Consider the following 16,892-nt stretch of genomic DNA (forward strand, 5'->3'; position numbering starts at 1 on the left):
ATGGGTATGAAGGACAAGGCCGCCAAGACGCAGGGTCAGGCCAAGCAGAAGATGCACGAGGGCCAGCAGGAGTCGCAGCAGCGCGGCCAGCAGACCCACCAGGGTGGCCAGCAGACCCACCAGGGTGGCCAGCAGGCCCACCAAGGTGGCCAGCAGGCCCCGCAGCGTGGCCAGCAGGCGACGCAGCCGCGCGGCCGGCAGGCGACGCAGGAGCGTGGCCGGCAGATGCCTGAGCGCGGTCGTCAGAACATCGACGACACCGAGCAGGAGATGCAGGACCGGTTCGACCAGGACTACGACGCCTAGTCGTTGCACCGGCTCGGCCGTATGACGTGGGGCGCCCTCCGATCCGGAGGGCGCCCTGCGCTTTCGGGCGCCCAGAGGGCGGGGGCGCGTGCGGGTCCGCAATGGTTGCTCGCGCAGTTCCCCGCGCCCCCTGGGCTGGGACGGTTCCCGGCGTCTCAAGGGGCCGTCGGCCTCGGGGGCAGTTTCGGGCGGGACCTGTCCGGTACCTCGCTGTGGTCCGGGGGGATCGCCGCCGGATGGTCGGTCATGAGGTCCAGGGCCAGTTGGATCGCGTCGTCCATCTCCACGTGGCGGCCCTCCGCCCAGTCCATCGGGGTGCGCAGGACCTCCACATCGGGGGCGACGCCGTGGTTCTCGACGGACCAGCCGTACTCCTCGAACCAGGCCGCGTTCATCGGCACCGTGATCACCGTGCCGTCGCCCAGGCGGTGCCGTCCGGTCATGCCGACGACCCCGCCCCAGGTGCGCTGGCCGACGACCGGGCCGAGCCGCAGCAGTTTGATCGCGGCCGTGATCATGTCGCCGTCGGAGGAGGTGGCCTCGTCGGTGAGCGCGACGATCGGGCCGCGCGGGGCGTTGGAGGCGTACGACACCGGCTGCGCGTCCCTGGTCAGGTCCCAGCCGAGGATGGTCCGGGTGAGTTTCTCGACGACGAGTTCGCTGATGTGGCCGCCCGCGTTGCCGCGCACGTCGACGATGAGCGCGGGGCGTGAGACCTCCAGGCGCAGATCGCGGTTGAACTGGGCCCAGCCCGAGCCGCCCATGTCCGGGATGTGCAGGTAGCCGCACCGGCCGCCGCTCGACTCCCGAACCACGGCCCGGCGTTTGGCCACCCAGTCCTGGTAACGCAGCGGCCGCTCGTTGATCAGCGGGAGGACGGCGACCCGGCGCGCCGGCCCCGGCTCGCCGTCGCCCGGCACGAACGTCAGCTCCACCGTCGTACCGCCCGCTCCCGCGAGCAGCGGGTACGGGCCGGCCACCGGATCCACCGGCCTGCCGTCCACGTGGGTGAGCACCGCGCCCTCCCGGATCCCCGTGCCCGCGAGCGGGGAGCGCGCCTTGGAGTCGGAGGAGTCGCCGGGCAGGATCCGCTTGACCGTCCAGCGGCCGTCCCGGCGGACGAAGTCGGTGCCGAGCAGGCCCTGGAAACGCTGGTAGTGCGGCGGGCCCTCGTTGCGGCGGGCGGGGGTGACATAGGCGTGCGAGGTGCCCAGTTCGCCGAGGACCTCGCGCAGCAGGTCGGCGAACTCGTCGGGGGAGGCGACCCGTTCGACCAGCGGGCGGTACTGGGCGAGCACCCCGTCCCAGTCGATCCCGCACATCCCGGGGTCCCAGAAGTAGTCGCGGATGAGGCGGCCGGCCTCGGCGTACGCCTGCCGCCACTCGGCGGGCGGGTCGACCTGGTGCAGGATGCGGCGCAGGTCGATCCAGACGGTCGAGTCGGCGTCGCCGGACTCGGTGGACGGCACGGCCCGCAGCTCGCCCTCGTCGACCACGACCAGGCGGCTGCCGTCCCCGCTGACCGTGAACCAGTCCAGGTGGTCGACGAGTTCGGACTTCTTCGCCTTGGTGATGTTGAAGTACTCCAGGGTCGGCCGGCCGCTGGTGTCGGCGGGATTGACGAAGGTCTCGCCCAAAGCACCCGAGATCGGCCAGCGCAGCCAGACCAGGCCGCCGCCCGCGACCGGGTACAGCGCCGAGTACTTGGAGGCGGCGACCGGGAACGGGGTCACCCGGTTCTCCAGTCCCTCCACCTCGACCGTGACCGTGCCGCCCTCGCCGGGCTCCTCGTCCTCGACGGGGTCCAGACCGCCCGCCGCCGGGCGGCCGTCGGGGCTGAGGGCGAAGGGGGAGGGGGTAGCCGAGGAGAGCGGGACCAGGTAGGGGCGGCAGCCGAGCGGGAAGGACAGGTCGCCGGTGTGCACGTCGTACACCGGGTCGAAGCCCCGCCAGGACAGGAACGCGAGGTAGCGGCCGTCGCGGGTGAAGACCGGGTTCTCGTCCTCGAAGCGGCCGTTGGTGACGTCGATGACGAGCCGGTCGCTGATCCGGGCCATCTTGATCTGCCGCAGCGAACGGCCGATGCCCGGATGCGACCAGGTCAACCATGACCCGTCCGGTGAGAAGGCCAGATCACGGACCGGACCATTGATCGACTGGATCAACTCGGTGACCATGCCGTCGGAGCCCTCGCCGTCAACAGGATCAATATCGGCGGGGGCAGCGTCGTCAACAGCGTCAATACTGTCAACGGAATCAACAGACGCCCCGTCGCCCTCAACATCCTCGGACACGTCGATCAACAGCAGCCGTCCGTCGTGCGCCGCGACCGCAAGCCGCTCGCCCAGCGGGTCGGAGACCAGTTCCAGGACCCGGCCCAGCTTCCCGGAGGCCAGTCGGCGCGGTGGGCGGTCGCCGCTCGCCCGGGGCAGGTGGGCGATCTCGACCGCGTCCTCGCCGCCGGCGTCCGTGACGTACGCGATCTGCCCCGTCGAGCCGAGCATCTCCGGGAGCCGCACCCGTACCCCCGGAGTGTCGGCGATGGTGCGGGCCGGGCCGTCGCGATGGGTGAGCCAGTACAGGCTGCCGCGTACGACGACGGCGCTGGCCCGGCCCGTCTCGTCCACGGAGACGCCGTCGACGTGCTGGGCGGCCGGCACCTGGTACGGGCGGCGCCCGGCGCGCGGCCCGGACAGCCGCACCTCCAGCCTGCGCGGCGCCGAGTCCGGGCCGAGGTCGTCGACGAGCCACAGGTCGCCGGCGCACTGGTACACCACCCGGGTGCCGTCGCTGGCGGCGTTCCGGGCGTAGAAGGCGTCGTGGTCGGTGTGCCGGCGCAGGTCGGAGCCGTCGTAGGCGCAGGAGTAGAGGTTGCCGACGCCCTCGTGGTCGGAGAGGAAGGCGATCCGGCCGGCGACGAACATCGGGGAGTCCAGATGGCCGCCGATCCCGGCGAGCAGCCGCTGCCCGTGCAGCCAGAGCCGGCCCATGGCGCCACCCCGGTAGCGCTTCCAGCCGGCCGGTTCGTGCGGCGGGGTGCCGGTGAGCAGCAGGGCCCTGCGCTCGCCGTCGACGTCGGCGACCTGGATGTCGGAGACCGGCCCCCAGGGCAGCTTGCGGCCCGGGTCGCCGTCGGGGGACACCTTGTAGGCCCATGTGAAATAGGAGAACGGCTGCCCCTGCGAGGCCACCGCGAGGATGTCGCCCTCCGGCGTCCAGCCGCACACCTGGGTGTCGGCGCTGCCCCAGTACGTCAGCTGCCGTCCCGGGCCGCCGTCCACGTCGGCCAGGTGGATCTCGGGCACCAGACTGCGCCAGCTCGTGTACGCGACCCGGCGGCCGTCCGGCGAGAAGCGCGGATGGCCGATCTTGGTGCGGTCGACGGTGAGCCGCCAGGCGCGGCCCGGGGCGTCCAGCGAGGTCAGCCAGAGGTCGTCCTCGGCCACGAAGCACAACAGGTCACCGTGGAGATGCGGCAGGCGCAGATAGCTCACCTCCCCATGCTTTTCCGGGTACAGGGGGCCAGCAACTCGTGGGCACGCGCGCGTGGCGGATGCGCGTGAGCGAGCACACGTACGAAACGGTTTCGTTTCTCTAGATCCCGGGGTATCTTCAATATGTACGCAGCGAGGTGCAGGATGTACGCACCCGATTGCCGATGGAACAGGGAAGGGTGAGTGGCATGGCTGAGGTCGCAACGGCGCGTCGCAGTCGGATCACGCCCGAGCGTGAGACCGAGCTGTACGAGGCCGTGCTCGACCTGCTCCGTGAGGTCGGCTACGACGCCCTCACCATGGACGCCGTCGCCGCCCGTACCAAGTCCAGCAAGGCCACCCTCTACCGCCAGTGGGGCGGCAAGGCCGAACTGGTGGCCAAGGCGGTCCGGCACAACAAGCCCGGGGGCGCGGGCCTCGGCAAGATCGACACCGGCTCGCTCCGGGGTGATCTGCACGCCCTCACCCTGCGCTCGGACGACTGCGAGATGGAGCAGAACTCCGCGCTGATGCGAGGTCTCGCCATGGCGGTCCACGGCAACCCGGACCTCCTGGAAGCGTTCAAGGAGCATCTGATCGGGCCCGAGATGGCCGACTTCAACCAGGTGCTGCGGCGTGCCATCGACCGGGGTGAGGTCCGCGCGGACAACCCGGCGATCGACTTCCTGATGCACATGATGATCGGTGGGTTCGCCGCCCGTTCCCTGATCGACGAGCAGCCGCCCGACCAGGCCTTCATCCTGTCGTACATCGACGCCGTAGTGCTCCCCGCACTCGGCGCGCCCACCACCGGCTGACCCCTCCCCACAGCCAGCCCACCTGACGCCTTCGCTCACGTCGTCGGGCCGATCACCCCTGCCACCCACCGGGTTGATCACCCCTGCCCTGAATACCCCACGACCTGACCGGGAGTACGCCCTCGTGGCCACGTTCCTCTACAAACTGGGCCGGCTCGCCTTCAGGCGACGGCACTTCGTCGCCCTCATATGGGTGGCGCTGCTGACCCTCGCCGGAGTCGGCGCGGCCAGTGCCCCCGCCGCCGGCAACACGTCCTTCTCCATCCCCGGAACCGAGGCCCAGAAGGCCTTCGACCTGCTGGACCAGCGCTTCCCGGGCACCAGCTCCGACGGCGCCACCGCGCGCGTGGTCTTCAAGGCGCCCGCCGGCGAGAAGATGACGGACAAGCTCAACAAGGCGACCGTCAAGAAGACCGTCAAGGAACTGTCCGGCGGCTCCGAGGTCGACTCGGTCGCCGACCCCTACAAGGGCAAGGCCGTCAGCAAGGACGGCAGGATCGCGTACGCCTCGGTCAGGTACAAGGTCTCCGGCATGGAGCTGGAGGACTCCTCACGGGACGCCCTGAAGGCGGCCGCGCAGGACGCGCGGGACGCCGGGCTGACCGTGGAGATCGGCGGCGACGCGCTCAGCGCCACGCCCGAGACCGGCTCGAGCGAGGTCATCGGTATCGCGATCGCCGCGGTCGTCCTGGTCATCACCTTCGGTTCACTGCTCGCGGCCGGCTTCCCGCTGCTCACCGCGATCATCGGCGTCGGCATCGGCGTCTCCACGATCACGGCCCTGGCCAGCGCCCTCGACCTGGGCTCCACCACCTCCACACTGGCCACGATGATCGGCCTCGCGGTCGGCATCGACTACGCCCTGTTCATCGTCTCCCGCTACCGTGCGGAGCTCGCCGAGGGCCGCGAACGCGAGGAAGCAGCCGGCCGCGCGGTCGGCACGGCGGGATCGGCGGTCGTCTTCGCCGGTCTGACGGTCGTGATCGCCCTGGTCGGACTCTCCGTCGTCAACATCCCGATGCTCACCAAGATGGGTGTGGCCGCCGCGGGCACGGTCGTCGTCGCCGTCCTGATCGCCCTCACCCTCATCCCGGCGCTGCTCGGCTTCGCGGGCCGCAAGATCAAGCCGGCCGGTGAGAAGAGCAAGCTGCTCGGCGGCGGCCGCGCGAAGAAGAAGCACGCCGACAAGCCCAACATGGGCACCCGCTGGGCGAGCTTCGTCGTACGGCGCCCGGTCGCCGTCCTGCTGCTCGGCGTCGTCGGCCTCGGCGCGGCGGCGGTCCCCGCGTCCTCCCTGCAGCTCGGCCTCGGCGACGATGGCTCCCAGCCCACCTCGACCACCCAGCGCCGCGCCTACGACCTGCTCTCCGACGGCTTCGGCCCCGGCTTCAACGGCCCGCTCATGGTCGTCGTCGACGCCAAGGACAGCGCCCACCCGAAGGCCGCGTTCAACAAGGTCGACAACGAGATCAAGGGCCTCAAGGACGTCGTCACGGTGACCCCGGCCGCCGCCAACAAGGCCGGCGACACCGCGACCATCACCGTCATCCCGAAGTCCAAGCCGTCCTCGACCACCACCGAGGACCTGGTCCACGCGATCCGCGACCAGGGCACCGAGATCACCGCCGACACGGACGCCAAGGTCCTGGTCACCGGCTCGACGGCGATGAACATCGACGTCTCGCAGAAGCTCAACGACGCCCTGATCCCCTACTTGGTCCTGGTCGTCGGCCTCGCCTTCCTCCTGCTGATCGTGGTCTTCCGCTCGATCCTCGTCCCGCTGAAGGCCGCCCTCGGCTTCCTGCTCAGCGTGATGGCGGCCCTGGGCGCCGTGGTCGCGGTCTTCCAGTGGGGCTGGCTGTCCGGCCTGCTCGGCGTCGAGGAGACCGGCCCGGTCATGTCGATGATGCCGATCTTCATGGTGGGCGTCGTCTTCGGCCTCGCCATGGACTACGAGGTGTTCCTCGTGACCCGGATGCGGGAGGCGTACGTCCACGGCGAGAAGCCGAGCCAGGCCGTCGTCACCGGCTTCAAGCACGGCGCACGGGTCGTCACGGCCGCCGCCGTCATCATGATGGCCGTCTTCTCCGGCTTCATCGGCTCCAGCGAGTCCATGATCAAGATGATCGGCTTCGGCCTCGCGATCGCCGTCTTCTTCGACGCGTTCATCGTCCGCATGGCGATCGTCCCGGCCGTGCTCGCCCTGCTCGGCAAGCGCGCCTGGTGGCTGCCGAAGTGGCTGGACCGCGTGCTGCCCAACGTCGACGTCGAGGGCGAGGGCCTGCGCGCCCTGTCCGACAGGAACGCCGGCGACGACTCCGGCAAGGACGACGAGGACCGCGAGCTGGTACGCGCCTGACACACGGCTCGTGAAAGACCGCCGGTGAGGGTCCGTGGGGACGGGGCGCCCTCACCGGCTTCCTCGCGCCCGCGCGCACCATCGCCGCGAGCGCCCGCGCGCACCAACGGCTCGGGCGCCCCCGCGTGCCGCGACCACAGCCGCCCGCGCGTGCCACGGCCGCGGGCGCCCGCCTGTGCCACGGCCTCGGGCGCCCGCGCGTGCCTCGGGCGCCCGCGCGCACCACGGCCCCGGGCGCCCGCGCGTGCCGCGACCACAGCCGCCCGCGCGTGCCGCCACCGCGGGCGCGCGGCCCGGTGTTAACCGCTCGCATCGCCCCGCCCGCTTGGTTAGCGTGCCCCCTATGACGACGACAGCCGCCACTGACGCCGACGCCGGGGGTCCCGGAGCCCACCCTCGTTTCGCCGCCGCCCTGGCGGAACTGGGGCTCGGCGAACTGACCTCGCGGGTGCGGCGGTTCCCGGACGCGACCCGTACCGCCGCCGAGGCCGCCGCGGCGATCGGGTGCGAGCTCAGCGAGATCTGCAAGTCGCTGATCTTCGCGGCCGACGGGGTACCGGTCCTGGTGCTGATGGACGGCGCCTCACGCGTCGACGTGGAGCTGGTGCGCAAGGAACTCGGCGCGGAGAAGGTCACCCGGGCCAAGGCGGACGTCGTACGCGAGACCACCGGGTACGCCATCGGGGGCGTGCCGCCGTTCGGGCACCGTACCCGCACGCGCGTCCTCGCCGACCGCGCGCTGCTGCGGCACGACGTGGTGTGGGCCGCCGCGGGCGACCCGCACGCCGTCTTCCCGATCCCGCCCGCCGCCCTGATCGAACACGCCGGGGCCACCGTTGTGGACGTGCGTGAGCCCACCGGGTGATTCCACCGGTTGCCGTGGTCGTGCGTGAGCCCACCGGGTGATTCCACCGGTTGCCGTGGTCGTGCGTGAGCCCACCGGGTGATTCCACCGGTTGCCGCGGTCGTACGCGAGCCCACCGGGTGATTCCACCGATCCTCGCGGTCGTACGCGAGCCACCGGGTGATTCCACCGGTTGCCTCGGACGTGCGTGAGCCCACCCGGTGATTCCACCGATCCTCGCGGTCGTACGTCAGCCCTCCGGGTGATTCCACCGGTCGCCGCCGTCATGCGTGAGCCCACTGCATGGCCGTCCGCTCCGGCGCCAAGTCGGCTTGCGGGCTCCATGACTTGCCGTTGCCTTGACGAACCGTTCTTCGAACGTTCAGCCGACCGCCTGTGCCTGGGTTGTGTGTTCTCCGTAGGGTCCCTGCGAGTTGCGGAAGAAGGGACTCGTGGGACTCATGGACGCACTCCACGCTGTCCGGGCCAGAGGGATCACCAAGTGCTTCGGTGACATCGTCGCACTCGACGGTGTCGAGCTGGATGTGACGCAAGGCCAGATCCACGGCCTGGTCGGACCGAACGGCGCCGGCAAGACGACACTGCTCGGCCTGCTGCTGGGCCTGGCCGTCGCCGACGGCGGCCGGCTGGAGATCCTGGGCACGCCGGTCGAGCGGACGCTCGCCGCCCCCGACGGTGTCGCCGGCTTCGTGGACGCGCCCGGCCTCTACCCCTCGCTCACCGCCCGGCAGAACCTCGCCGCGCTGGCGGCCCTGCGCGGCCTGGACACGGGGCCGGCGGGCATCGACGGCGTGCTCGGCGAGGTCGGGCTCACCGATGTCGCCGACGACAGGACCCGCGGCTTCTCCCTCGGCATGCGCCAGCGGCTCGGGCTCGCCGCCGCCCTGCTCACCCGCCCCCGGCTGCTCGTGCTCGACGAGCCGTCCAACGGCCTGGACCCGGCCGGCAAGAGACATGTGCACGGCGTCCTCACCCGGCTGGCCGCCGACGGAACCGGCGTGGTGCTCTCCAGCCACCGCATGGACGACCTGGAGGCCCTGTGCTCCGAGGTCACCATCCTCGCCACCGGAAGGGTCGTCTTCTCCGGCCCGCTGAACAAGCTGGCCGCCGAGAACCGTGAACTCGACTACCGGCTGCGCACCTCCGACCCTGAGGCCGCGCGCCGGGTCGCCGCCGACACGGAGGGCGTCCGGATCGTCGACGACAGCGGCGTACGACAGGACGCCGACGTACTCGTCGTCCGCGCGCTGGTGCCCGCCCTCGACGAACTCGTCGCGAAGGTCGTGCGGTCGGACGTCGCGGTGCGCGAACTCGCCCCCGTCGTATCACCGCTGGAGGCCGCGTTCCTCGCCCTCACCGAACAAGAGGAGGCCGGCCGGTGACCGCGACCACCGTCACCCGACGCCCGCCCGCCGCCCGCCGCGTGCCGGTCTCCCGCGGCTACCGGTTCGAACTGGTCAAGCTGGTCTCCCAGTGGCGGATCCGGCTGCTGGTGCTCGCCTGCTGGATCGCGCCGGCGCTCTTCGTCGCCGGGGTGAGCCAGCAGAGCACGCTCCCCTCCGACACGCTCTTCGGCCGCTGGATGCACGCCACGGGCTGGGCCGGGCCGCTGGTGATCCTCGGTTTCGCGGGCACCTGGGCGCTGCCGCTGCTGACCTCGGTGGTCGCCGGTGACGTGTTCGCCTCCGAGGACCGGCTCGGAACCTGGCGTCATCTGCTGGTGGCGGTCCGCTCGCCCGCGCGGATCTTCGTGGCGAAGTCACTGGCCAGCCTCACCGTCATCCTGCTGCTGGTGGCCGGGCTGGCCGTCTCCAGCGCGGTCGGCGGACTGGCGGCGGTCGGCAACCAGCCCCTGGTGGGACTGGACGGGCATCTGCTGACGCCCGGGGACGCGGCCGGCCGGGTCCTGCTCTCCTGGATCGCGGCCCTCGCACCGACCCTCGCCCTCGCGGCGATCGGACTGCTCGGGTCGGTCGCGCTGGGCCGCTCCCCGATGGGGCTGCTGCTGCCCCCGATCGTCGCGCTGGCGATGTCGGTCGCCCAGATGCTGCCGCTGCCCGTCGCCGTGCGCCTCGCCCTGCCCACCTACGCCTTCATCTCCTGGAACGGCCTGTTCACCAGCCCGGCCCAGCTCGCCCCGCTCCTGACCGCCGTCGCGGTCAGCCTGGTGTGGGCGGTGCTCGCGACCGTACTGGCCCATGTGCTGTTCGTACGGCGCGACTTCACCAATCCGGCCTACGACGGTTCCGGGCGCCGCGCGATCACCCTCGGCGTGCTGCCGCTGGCCGCACTGACCGCCGTCACCGTCGCAGCGGTCGCCGTGGCCACGCCGTCGACGGGTTCCGGGATCGAGCAGGACAAGGTCCAGAAGTCCCTCGCCACGGTGTTCGCCCACCTCTACCGCCTGCAGACCGATCAGCTCCACCGCCCCGCCGTCACCGAGGCCCGGCTGCGGGCCACGGCGGCGTGCACCAAGAGCGACGGCCGGGCCGCCCAGGAGGGCGCGGGCAACGACTGGCGCTGCGTCGTGAGCTGGCACCTCCCCGGCGTCGCGGTCACGGGGACGGCGATCTACCAGCTCGACATCACCTCGGACGGGCGGTTCGTGGCCGACGGCGACGGCCCCAAGGAAGTCAACGGCTACTTCCTGGTGCGGACGTCGACCGGGGACGCCCCGAACCCGCTCTGGCAGTTCGACGGCAACGTCGATCTGCTCGAAACCCACTGAAGGGACAGTTCCGTGCAGGTAACCCGCCGGCGTCGGACCATCGAGAAGAAACACGTCGACCTCTTCGGCAGACATGTCGGCCGCCGCGCCGTACTGGTGACGGCGGGCATCGCGGTCGCCCTCGGTGTCACGGGCACCGCGGTCGCCTCGACGTACCAGTTCGGCACCCAGCAGGTCGGCCAGACCACTGCCAACGGCCAGGTCGTCTCCGCCGACCAGTACATCAACCCCTACGGCAGCCGCACCGTCATCAACGACGGCAAGATCATGTCGTCGACGGTCAGCCCGGACGGCACCCACCTCGCGGCCTCGGTCGCCGACGGTGACGCCTCCTTGGTGATCATGGACCTGGCGACCGGGCAGGTGAAGCAGAAGGTCGGCACCAACGCGGCGGACGACCTGCGCATCAGCAGTGGCGCGGTCGGCCAGGAGGGCCCGGCCTACTCGCCCGACGGCAAGCAGCTGTGGCTGGGCCAGGCCGGCGGCTACACCAGGTTCACCGTCAACGCGGACGGCACCCTCACCGGCCCGAAGGCCGTTCCGATCGCGGCCGACGGCACCAAGCAGGCGCTGGTGGGCGCGGCGGTCTTCTCGGCTGACGGCGCCACCGTGTACTCCGCGGTCAACGGCCAGAACAAGGTGGTCGCGATCGACGCGGCGACCGGCACGATCAAGCAGACCTGGGCCGTCGGCAACGCCCCGCGCGGTCTCGCCCTGGTCGGCGGCAAGCTCTACGTCAGCAACGAGGGCGGGCGTCCGGCCAAGGCCGGCGACACCACCATCAACTCCTACGGCACCGACGTGGTCGCCGACCCGAAGACCGGCGCGTCCACCACCGGCACGGTCAGCGTCATCGACACCGCCGACCCGTCCGCCGCCGTCGGCACCATCGCCGTCGGTCTGCACCCGACCGCCGTGTACGCGAGCCAGGGCGCGGTGTTCGTCACCAACACCGCCGACAACAGCGTGTCGGTCATCGACAGCCACAAGGACAGGGTCGTCCAGACCATCGCCACCCAGCCGTGGCCCGAGGCGTCCGTCGGCTACGAGCCGAACGCGGTCACCCTCACCGACGACGGCCGCCTCCTGGTGACGCTCGGCCGCGCCAACGCCGTCGCCGTCTACCGCTACACCTCCGCGCAGCAGCCGGCCCGCTTCGTCGGCCTGCTCCCCACGGACTACTTCCCGTCGGGGATCACCGCCCTCGGCAAGCAGGTCGTCGTCGCCAACGCCCGTGGCATCGACGCGCTGCGCCCCGACGCCGCCGGTCACAACACGCACGACACCACGTCGAGCCTCACCCGGTTCACGATGCCGAGCGACCAGGTCGTCAGGTCCGAGACGGCGAAGGTGTTCAAGCAGAACGGCTGGACGTCCAACTCGGTCAAGACCGCCAAGGGCAACAGGGACAAGAAGGCCGTCCCGGTCCCCAAGCGGATCGGCGACCCCTCGACGATCAAGCACGTCTTCCTGCTCGTCAAGGAGAATCGCACCTACGACCAGGTCTTCGGCGACCTCCCGCAGGGCGACGGCAACCCCTCGCTCACCCAGTTCGGCGCGAACGTCACGCCCAACCAGCACGCGCTGGCCCAGCAGTTCGGGCTGTACGACAACTTCTACGACATCGGCACCAACTCCGCCGAGGGCCACAACTGGCTGATGCAGTCCGACAACCCGGAGTACACCGAGTCGTCGGCCGGCGAGTACACCCGCAGCTACGACACCGAGAACGACGTCCTCGGCCACCAGAAGACCGGGTTCATCTGGACCGGCGCGCAGGCGGCCGGCAGGTCGGTCAAGGACTTCGGCGAGTTCCAGTCGTACGAGAGCAAGCCGGCCGGCGCGAACTGGCAGAACCTGTACTGCGACAGCAAGAACATGGCCGCGACCGGGGCATCGACCGCCTACCCCATCAAGACGGGGTCGGCGATCCCCTCGCTCAACGACGTGTCGGTGCAGGGCTTCCCGCTGTTCGACCTCGACGTCCCGGACATCTACAAAGAGCAGATCTGGAAGCAGGACTTCGAGAAGAACGGCCCGGCGAACCTGAACATGTTCTGGTTCTCCAACGACCACACCGGCGGCCCGGCCAACGCGGCCGCCGAGGTCGCCGACAACGACCTCGCGGTCGGCCGGATGGTCGACGAGATCAGCCACAGCAAGTACTGGAAGGACTCGGCGATCTTCGTCGTCGAGGACGACTCCCAGGCCGGCCTCGACCACGTCGACGGCCACCGCGCGCCGGTCCAGGTCATCAGCCCGTACGCCCAGCACGGCACGGTCGACGACCACTACTACTCGCAGATCACCATGGTCCGTACCGTCGAGCAGATCCTCGGGATACACCCGATGAACCAGCTCGACAGCGCCGCCACCCCGATGTACGGGGCCTTCACCCGCAAGGCGGACGACACGCCGTTCACGGCGGTCCCCAACCGGACCTCCCTGACCCTCGGCGTGAACCCGCAGCCGTCCTGCGGCTCGGACACCCCGGCGGCCCAGGACACCAAGGCGGCGGCCGCGCCGACGACGGTCTCGGTGCCGGCGGCCAAGAAGACGCTCGCGGCGCAGTGGAAGACCTGGGCCTCGCACCAGCGGCTGACCGGCCCGAACGCCGTGCCCGACTACGCCAACCCCACCCAGATGAACCGCTACACCTGGTACCAGACCCACAACTGGACCAAGCCCTACCCCGGCGACAAGAAGATCTACACGCCGGACGACGTACCGGGCGCCTACCTCCCGTCCTCGGAGAACGACGGCTGACAGGCCGCCAGGCCGTCATGTGCGGGGCCCTGGCCGGGCCCCGCACGCCCTCCCACGCCCCCACACGCCCTCCCCACGCCCTCCCACGCCCCCACACGCCCTCTCCCCGGTCCCGGGGACGGCCTGGTGCGGCCAGGCCGGCGCGCGCAGGCCGCCGCGCCATGCGCCAAGCTTGCTGCGGAACGTACGAGGACAGGGAGACGTCATGACCGACAAGCCGACCGTGGCCCTGCTGGGCACCGGCATCATGGGCGCCGCGATGGGCCGCAACCTCCTGAAGGCCGGGCACACCGTCCGCGCGTGGAACCGCACCCGCGCCAAGGCCGAACCCCTCGCCGCCGACGGTGCCCAGGTCACCGACACTCCCGCCGAGGCCGTCGAGGGCGCCGACGTCGTGCTGACCATGCTGTACGACGGCGACACCGCCCTGCAGACCGTCCGCGAAGCCGCCGGCGCTTTGCGGCCCGGGGTCGTCTGGGCGCAGTCCACCACCGCGGGACTCGACCAGATCCCCGAACTGGCCGCCTTCGCCCGCGAGCACGGCCTGGTCTTCTACGACGCCCCGGTCCTCGGCACCCGCCAGCCCGCCGAGGCCGGACAGCTCACCGTCCTGGCCGCGGGGCCCGAACAGGGCCGGGAGACGGTCACCCCGGTATTCGACGCCGTCGGCGCCCGCACGCTGTGGACCGGTGACGACGGGTCCTCGGCCACCGCGACCCGGCTCAAGCTGGTCGCCAACAGCTGGGTCCTCGCGGTGACGGCGGCGGCCGGCGAGGTGGTGGCCCTCGCCCAGGGCCTCGACGTCGACCCGCACAACTTCTTCGACCTGATCGAGGGCGGCCCGCTCGACATGGGCTATCTGCGGGCCAAGGCCGCGCTGATCCTCGACGGCGGACTGACCCCGCCGTCCTTCGCCGTGGACACCGCCGGGAAGGACGCCCGGCTGATCGTCGCCGCCGGCGCGAGCCACGGCGTGCGCCTCGACGTCGCCGAGGCGGCCGCCGAACGCTTCGCCCGCGCCGCCGGCCAGGGGCACGCCGACGAGGACATGGCCGCCGCGTACTTCGCGAGCTTCGACGGCAAGTGACCCGCGCGCGGGGCGGCGCGTCCCGTGCCGACGTGACGGGCGGGGCCCCGAGGGAGCACCCTGGAAGCAGCGATTGCGGAGGTGGTCCCCATGATGCAAACCGCTGTGGGATGGCACGTCGAGCTGGAGTTCCTGGAGGACGACACGCACACGCGCGCGGTCGCCATGGTGCGGCTGCCCGACGGCACGGAAGTACGCGCGCACGGCCATGCGAGCCGTCATGAATCCGACAGCAACCAGCCCAGAGTCGGGGAGGAGATCGCGGGAGCCCGCGCCATGAACGAACTGGCCATGCAGTTGCTGAGCAAGGCGCACGGCGAGATCGACGCGGACTCCGGGCGGCACTCGCATCCGATCAACGTGTGAGGAAGTGTGGGCGCGCGGGGGTGAGGCCGTGCTTGCGCGGGGCGTGCGGGGTTCGCGCGCCCGGGGCGTGTGGGGTTCGCGCGCGACGGGCGTGCAGGGCGTGCCCGCGCGGGGCGCCGAGCTCTGAGCGCGGGCGCGTGTGTCGAGGGGCGTACGCGGGCGCCGGGGCGTGTACGGCGGCGCGGTTACGCCAACGCCGTGCGCACCGCCCGAACCAGCGCCTGCGCCCGCGCGTCCGCCGTCACGCTCTTGCGGAAGCCGTTGGTGACATAGCCGAAGGCGATGCCCGACTCGGGGTCCGCGAAACCGAGCGCGCCGCCGCGGCCCGGGTGGCCGAAGGACGCGGGGGAGAGCAGCGGGGACGCGCTGCCGTGCAGCATGTAGCCGAGCCCGAAGCGAGTGGAGACGACCAGCACCCGGTCCGGCCCCGCCGACTGCTCGGCGCGGGCCAGCTCCACGGTCTCCGGCGCGAACAGCCGCTTGCCGCCGTCGACCTCGCCGACGAGGGAGGCGTAGAAGCGGGCCAGGCCGTCGGCGGTGGCGATGCCGTTGGAAGCGGGCAGGGCGGCCGCGCGGTAGGCGGGGTCGTTCTCGTCCGGGAGCGGGCTGATCGCGCCGAACGCCCGGCGGGTCAGCGACCCGGGGTCGGCATACGCCTCGGAGACGGCCCGCTTGGGCCGGGTCCGCAGCGCACCGGCGGCCTCCGGGGCCTCGACGGGCCCGACACGCCCCACGCGCGCGTGCTCCGCCTCCGGCAGCCCGAGCCACAGCTCGGCACCGGTCGGTCCGGCGATCTCGTCCGCGATCCACTCGCCGACGCCCCGCCCGGTCACCCGCCGCACCAGCTCACCGGTGAGCCAGCTGTACGTCTGCGCGTGATACCCGTGATCGGTGCCCGGCTCCCACACCGGCGCCTGCGCCGCGACCGCGGCCGCGCCCAGGTCGGGGTCGGCGGCCTCCTCCGGAGTGAGCGGCCGGTCCAGCGCCGGTACGCCCGCTCGGTGCGCGAGCAGGTGCCGCACCAGCGTCCGCTCCTTGCCGGCCGCCTTGAACTCCGGCCAGAGGTCACCCACCGGGGCGTCCAGGTCCAGTTCCCCGCGCTGCCGCAGAAGCAGCAGTACGGCGGCGGCGACGCCCTTGGTCGCCGAGCGCACGATCTGGGCGGTGCCGTGCTCCCAGGGCGCCTCGCCGACGTCCCCGTCGAAGTCCCGGGCCCCGCCCCACAGGTCGACGACCCGGTGCCCGTCCCGGTACACGACGACCGCCGCGCCCCGGTCCCCGAGCAGTTCGAAGTTCTTCGCGAACGCGTCCCTGACCGGCTCGAAGCCCTCGGCCACAGTGCCGTTCACGTCCACGCCCGCCACATCCTTCCTGATCGCCTGCACCCTTGGGGGCAACGCACCCGCGGGGCCCGCGATTCCTCGGTACCGGGGCGGTACGGGCGTGAGCTGTGCCTCAGTGGGGTGTGCCTCAGGGGTGTGCCTGAGCGGGGGGCGTGAGGTCAGCCGAGCACGATCGTCACGTCGATGTTGTCGCGGGTCGCGTTGGAGTACGGACACACCTCGTGGGCGGCGTCCACCAGCTTCGCCGCGACGTCCGCGTCCAGGACCGGGAGCGAGACGCTGAGCGCGACGGCGAGACCGTAGCCGCGCCGCTTGTTGGGGCCGATGCCGACCTTCGCGGCGACCGTGGAGCCGGTCAGGTCGTAGCCCGAGCGGTTGCCGACCAGGATCAGCGCGTTGTGGAAGCAGGAGCTGTAGCCCGCCGCGAACAACTGCTCGGGGTTGGTGCCGTTGCCGTCGCCGCCCAGCTCCGGAGGCATCGCGACCTTGAGGTCGATCTGGCCGTCCTGGCTGGTCACATACCCGTCCCGGCCACCGTGCGCGGTCGCCTCGGCGACATACATGATCTTCGTCGGACGGGTGTCGACGGTGGCGCCTTCGGTCACGGCGGGACCTCCCCCAGGGTGGAAACGATGATGGGCAACACGATGGTGTGCAAGTACATCGTGCACAAGGTACCGACCGGTAGGAAGTCTCTGGATTACCAGGGGGTGGAAACCGCGGGTAACAGGAGGGCGGGGGTGATGAGGGTGGGGCAGGGTGGGGGCGGGGCGTGCGATGT

At 71.5% G+C, this 16,892-nt stretch carries 12 protein-coding genes; 9 read left to right on the forward strand and 3 right to left on the reverse strand.

Going from position 1 to position 16,892, the window contains the following annotated elements; genetic code table 11:
* Positions 1-306: a hypothetical protein gene (locus ACWDGI_RS33230; RefSeq protein ID WP_450765447.1), complete on the forward strand. Its 306-nt coding sequence runs from the start codon at positions 1-3 to the stop codon at positions 304-306.
* Positions 307-461: 155 nt separating this feature from the next.
* Here ACWDGI_RS33230 and ACWDGI_RS33235 read toward each other — a convergent pair whose 3' ends face one another.
* Positions 462-3,800: a S41 family peptidase gene (locus ACWDGI_RS33235; protein ID WP_450765449.1), complete on the reverse strand. Its 3,339-nt coding sequence runs from the start codon at positions 3,798-3,800 to the stop codon at positions 462-464.
* Positions 3,801-3,988: 188 nt separating this feature from the next.
* Here ACWDGI_RS33235 and ACWDGI_RS33240 point away from each other — a divergent pair, with 188 nt between their 5' ends.
* The 8 genes from ACWDGI_RS33240 (at position 3,989) to ACWDGI_RS33275 (ending at position 14,768) form a co-directional block, all read left to right on the forward strand.
* The gene (locus ACWDGI_RS33240; RefSeq protein ID WP_450765451.1) at positions 3,989-4,597 is read left to right on the forward strand and encodes a TetR/AcrR family transcriptional regulator; all 609 of its coding nucleotides are present in this window, start codon (positions 3,989-3,991) and stop codon (positions 4,595-4,597) included.
* Between the two features lie 124 nt (positions 4,598-4,721).
* Complete coding sequence (locus tag ACWDGI_RS33245) at positions 4,722-6,956, forward strand: MMPL family transporter (RefSeq protein ID WP_450765453.1); 2,235 nt, start codon at positions 4,722-4,724, stop codon at positions 6,954-6,956.
* A gap of 343 nt (positions 6,957-7,299) precedes the next feature.
* The gene (locus ACWDGI_RS33250) at positions 7,300-7,821 is read left to right on the forward strand and encodes a YbaK/EbsC family protein (protein ID WP_450765455.1); all 522 of its coding nucleotides are present in this window, start codon (positions 7,300-7,302) and stop codon (positions 7,819-7,821) included.
* A gap of 440 nt (positions 7,822-8,261) precedes the next feature.
* Positions 8,262-9,203, forward strand: a complete 942-nt coding sequence (locus tag ACWDGI_RS33255) for an ABC transporter ATP-binding protein (RefSeq protein WP_450765457.1) — start codon at positions 8,262-8,264, stop codon at positions 9,201-9,203.
* Positions 9,200-10,549 (forward strand): ABC transporter permease, encoded by a 1,350-nt coding sequence (locus ACWDGI_RS33260; RefSeq protein ID WP_450765459.1) that lies wholly within the window; start codon positions 9,200-9,202, stop codon positions 10,547-10,549. Before ACWDGI_RS33255 ends, ACWDGI_RS33260 begins: the two co-directional genes overlap by 4 nt.
* 12 nt (positions 10,550-10,561) lie before the next feature.
* Positions 10,562-13,315: an alkaline phosphatase family protein gene (locus ACWDGI_RS33265; RefSeq protein WP_450765461.1), complete on the forward strand. Its 2,754-nt coding sequence runs from the start codon at positions 10,562-10,564 to the stop codon at positions 13,313-13,315.
* Between the two features lie 205 nt (positions 13,316-13,520).
* On the forward strand, positions 13,521-14,402 hold the full coding sequence (locus tag ACWDGI_RS33270; RefSeq protein WP_450765463.1) for an NAD(P)-dependent oxidoreductase: 882 nt from the start codon (positions 13,521-13,523) through the stop codon (positions 14,400-14,402).
* 90 nt (positions 14,403-14,492) lie between these two features.
* Positions 14,493-14,768, forward strand: coding sequence for a DUF1876 domain-containing protein (locus ACWDGI_RS33275; RefSeq protein ID WP_450765465.1), 276 nt, complete (start codon positions 14,493-14,495; stop codon positions 14,766-14,768).
* Positions 14,769-14,953: 185 nt separating this feature from the next.
* Here the strand turns inward: ACWDGI_RS33275 and ACWDGI_RS33280 are convergent, their stop codons facing one another.
* A complete protein-coding gene (locus tag ACWDGI_RS33280) occupies positions 14,954-16,123 on the reverse strand; it encodes a serine hydrolase domain-containing protein (protein WP_450765467.1) in 1,170 nt (389 codons plus the stop codon).
* A 146-nt stretch (positions 16,124-16,269) separates the two neighbouring features.
* On the reverse strand, positions 16,270-16,674 hold the full coding sequence (locus tag ACWDGI_RS33285) for an organic hydroperoxide resistance protein (protein ID WP_450765742.1): 405 nt from the start codon (positions 16,672-16,674) through the stop codon (positions 16,270-16,272).
* Between the last annotated feature and the right edge of the window lie 218 nt (positions 16,675-16,892).

Source organism: Streptomyces sp. NPDC001220 (assembly GCF_053597895.1).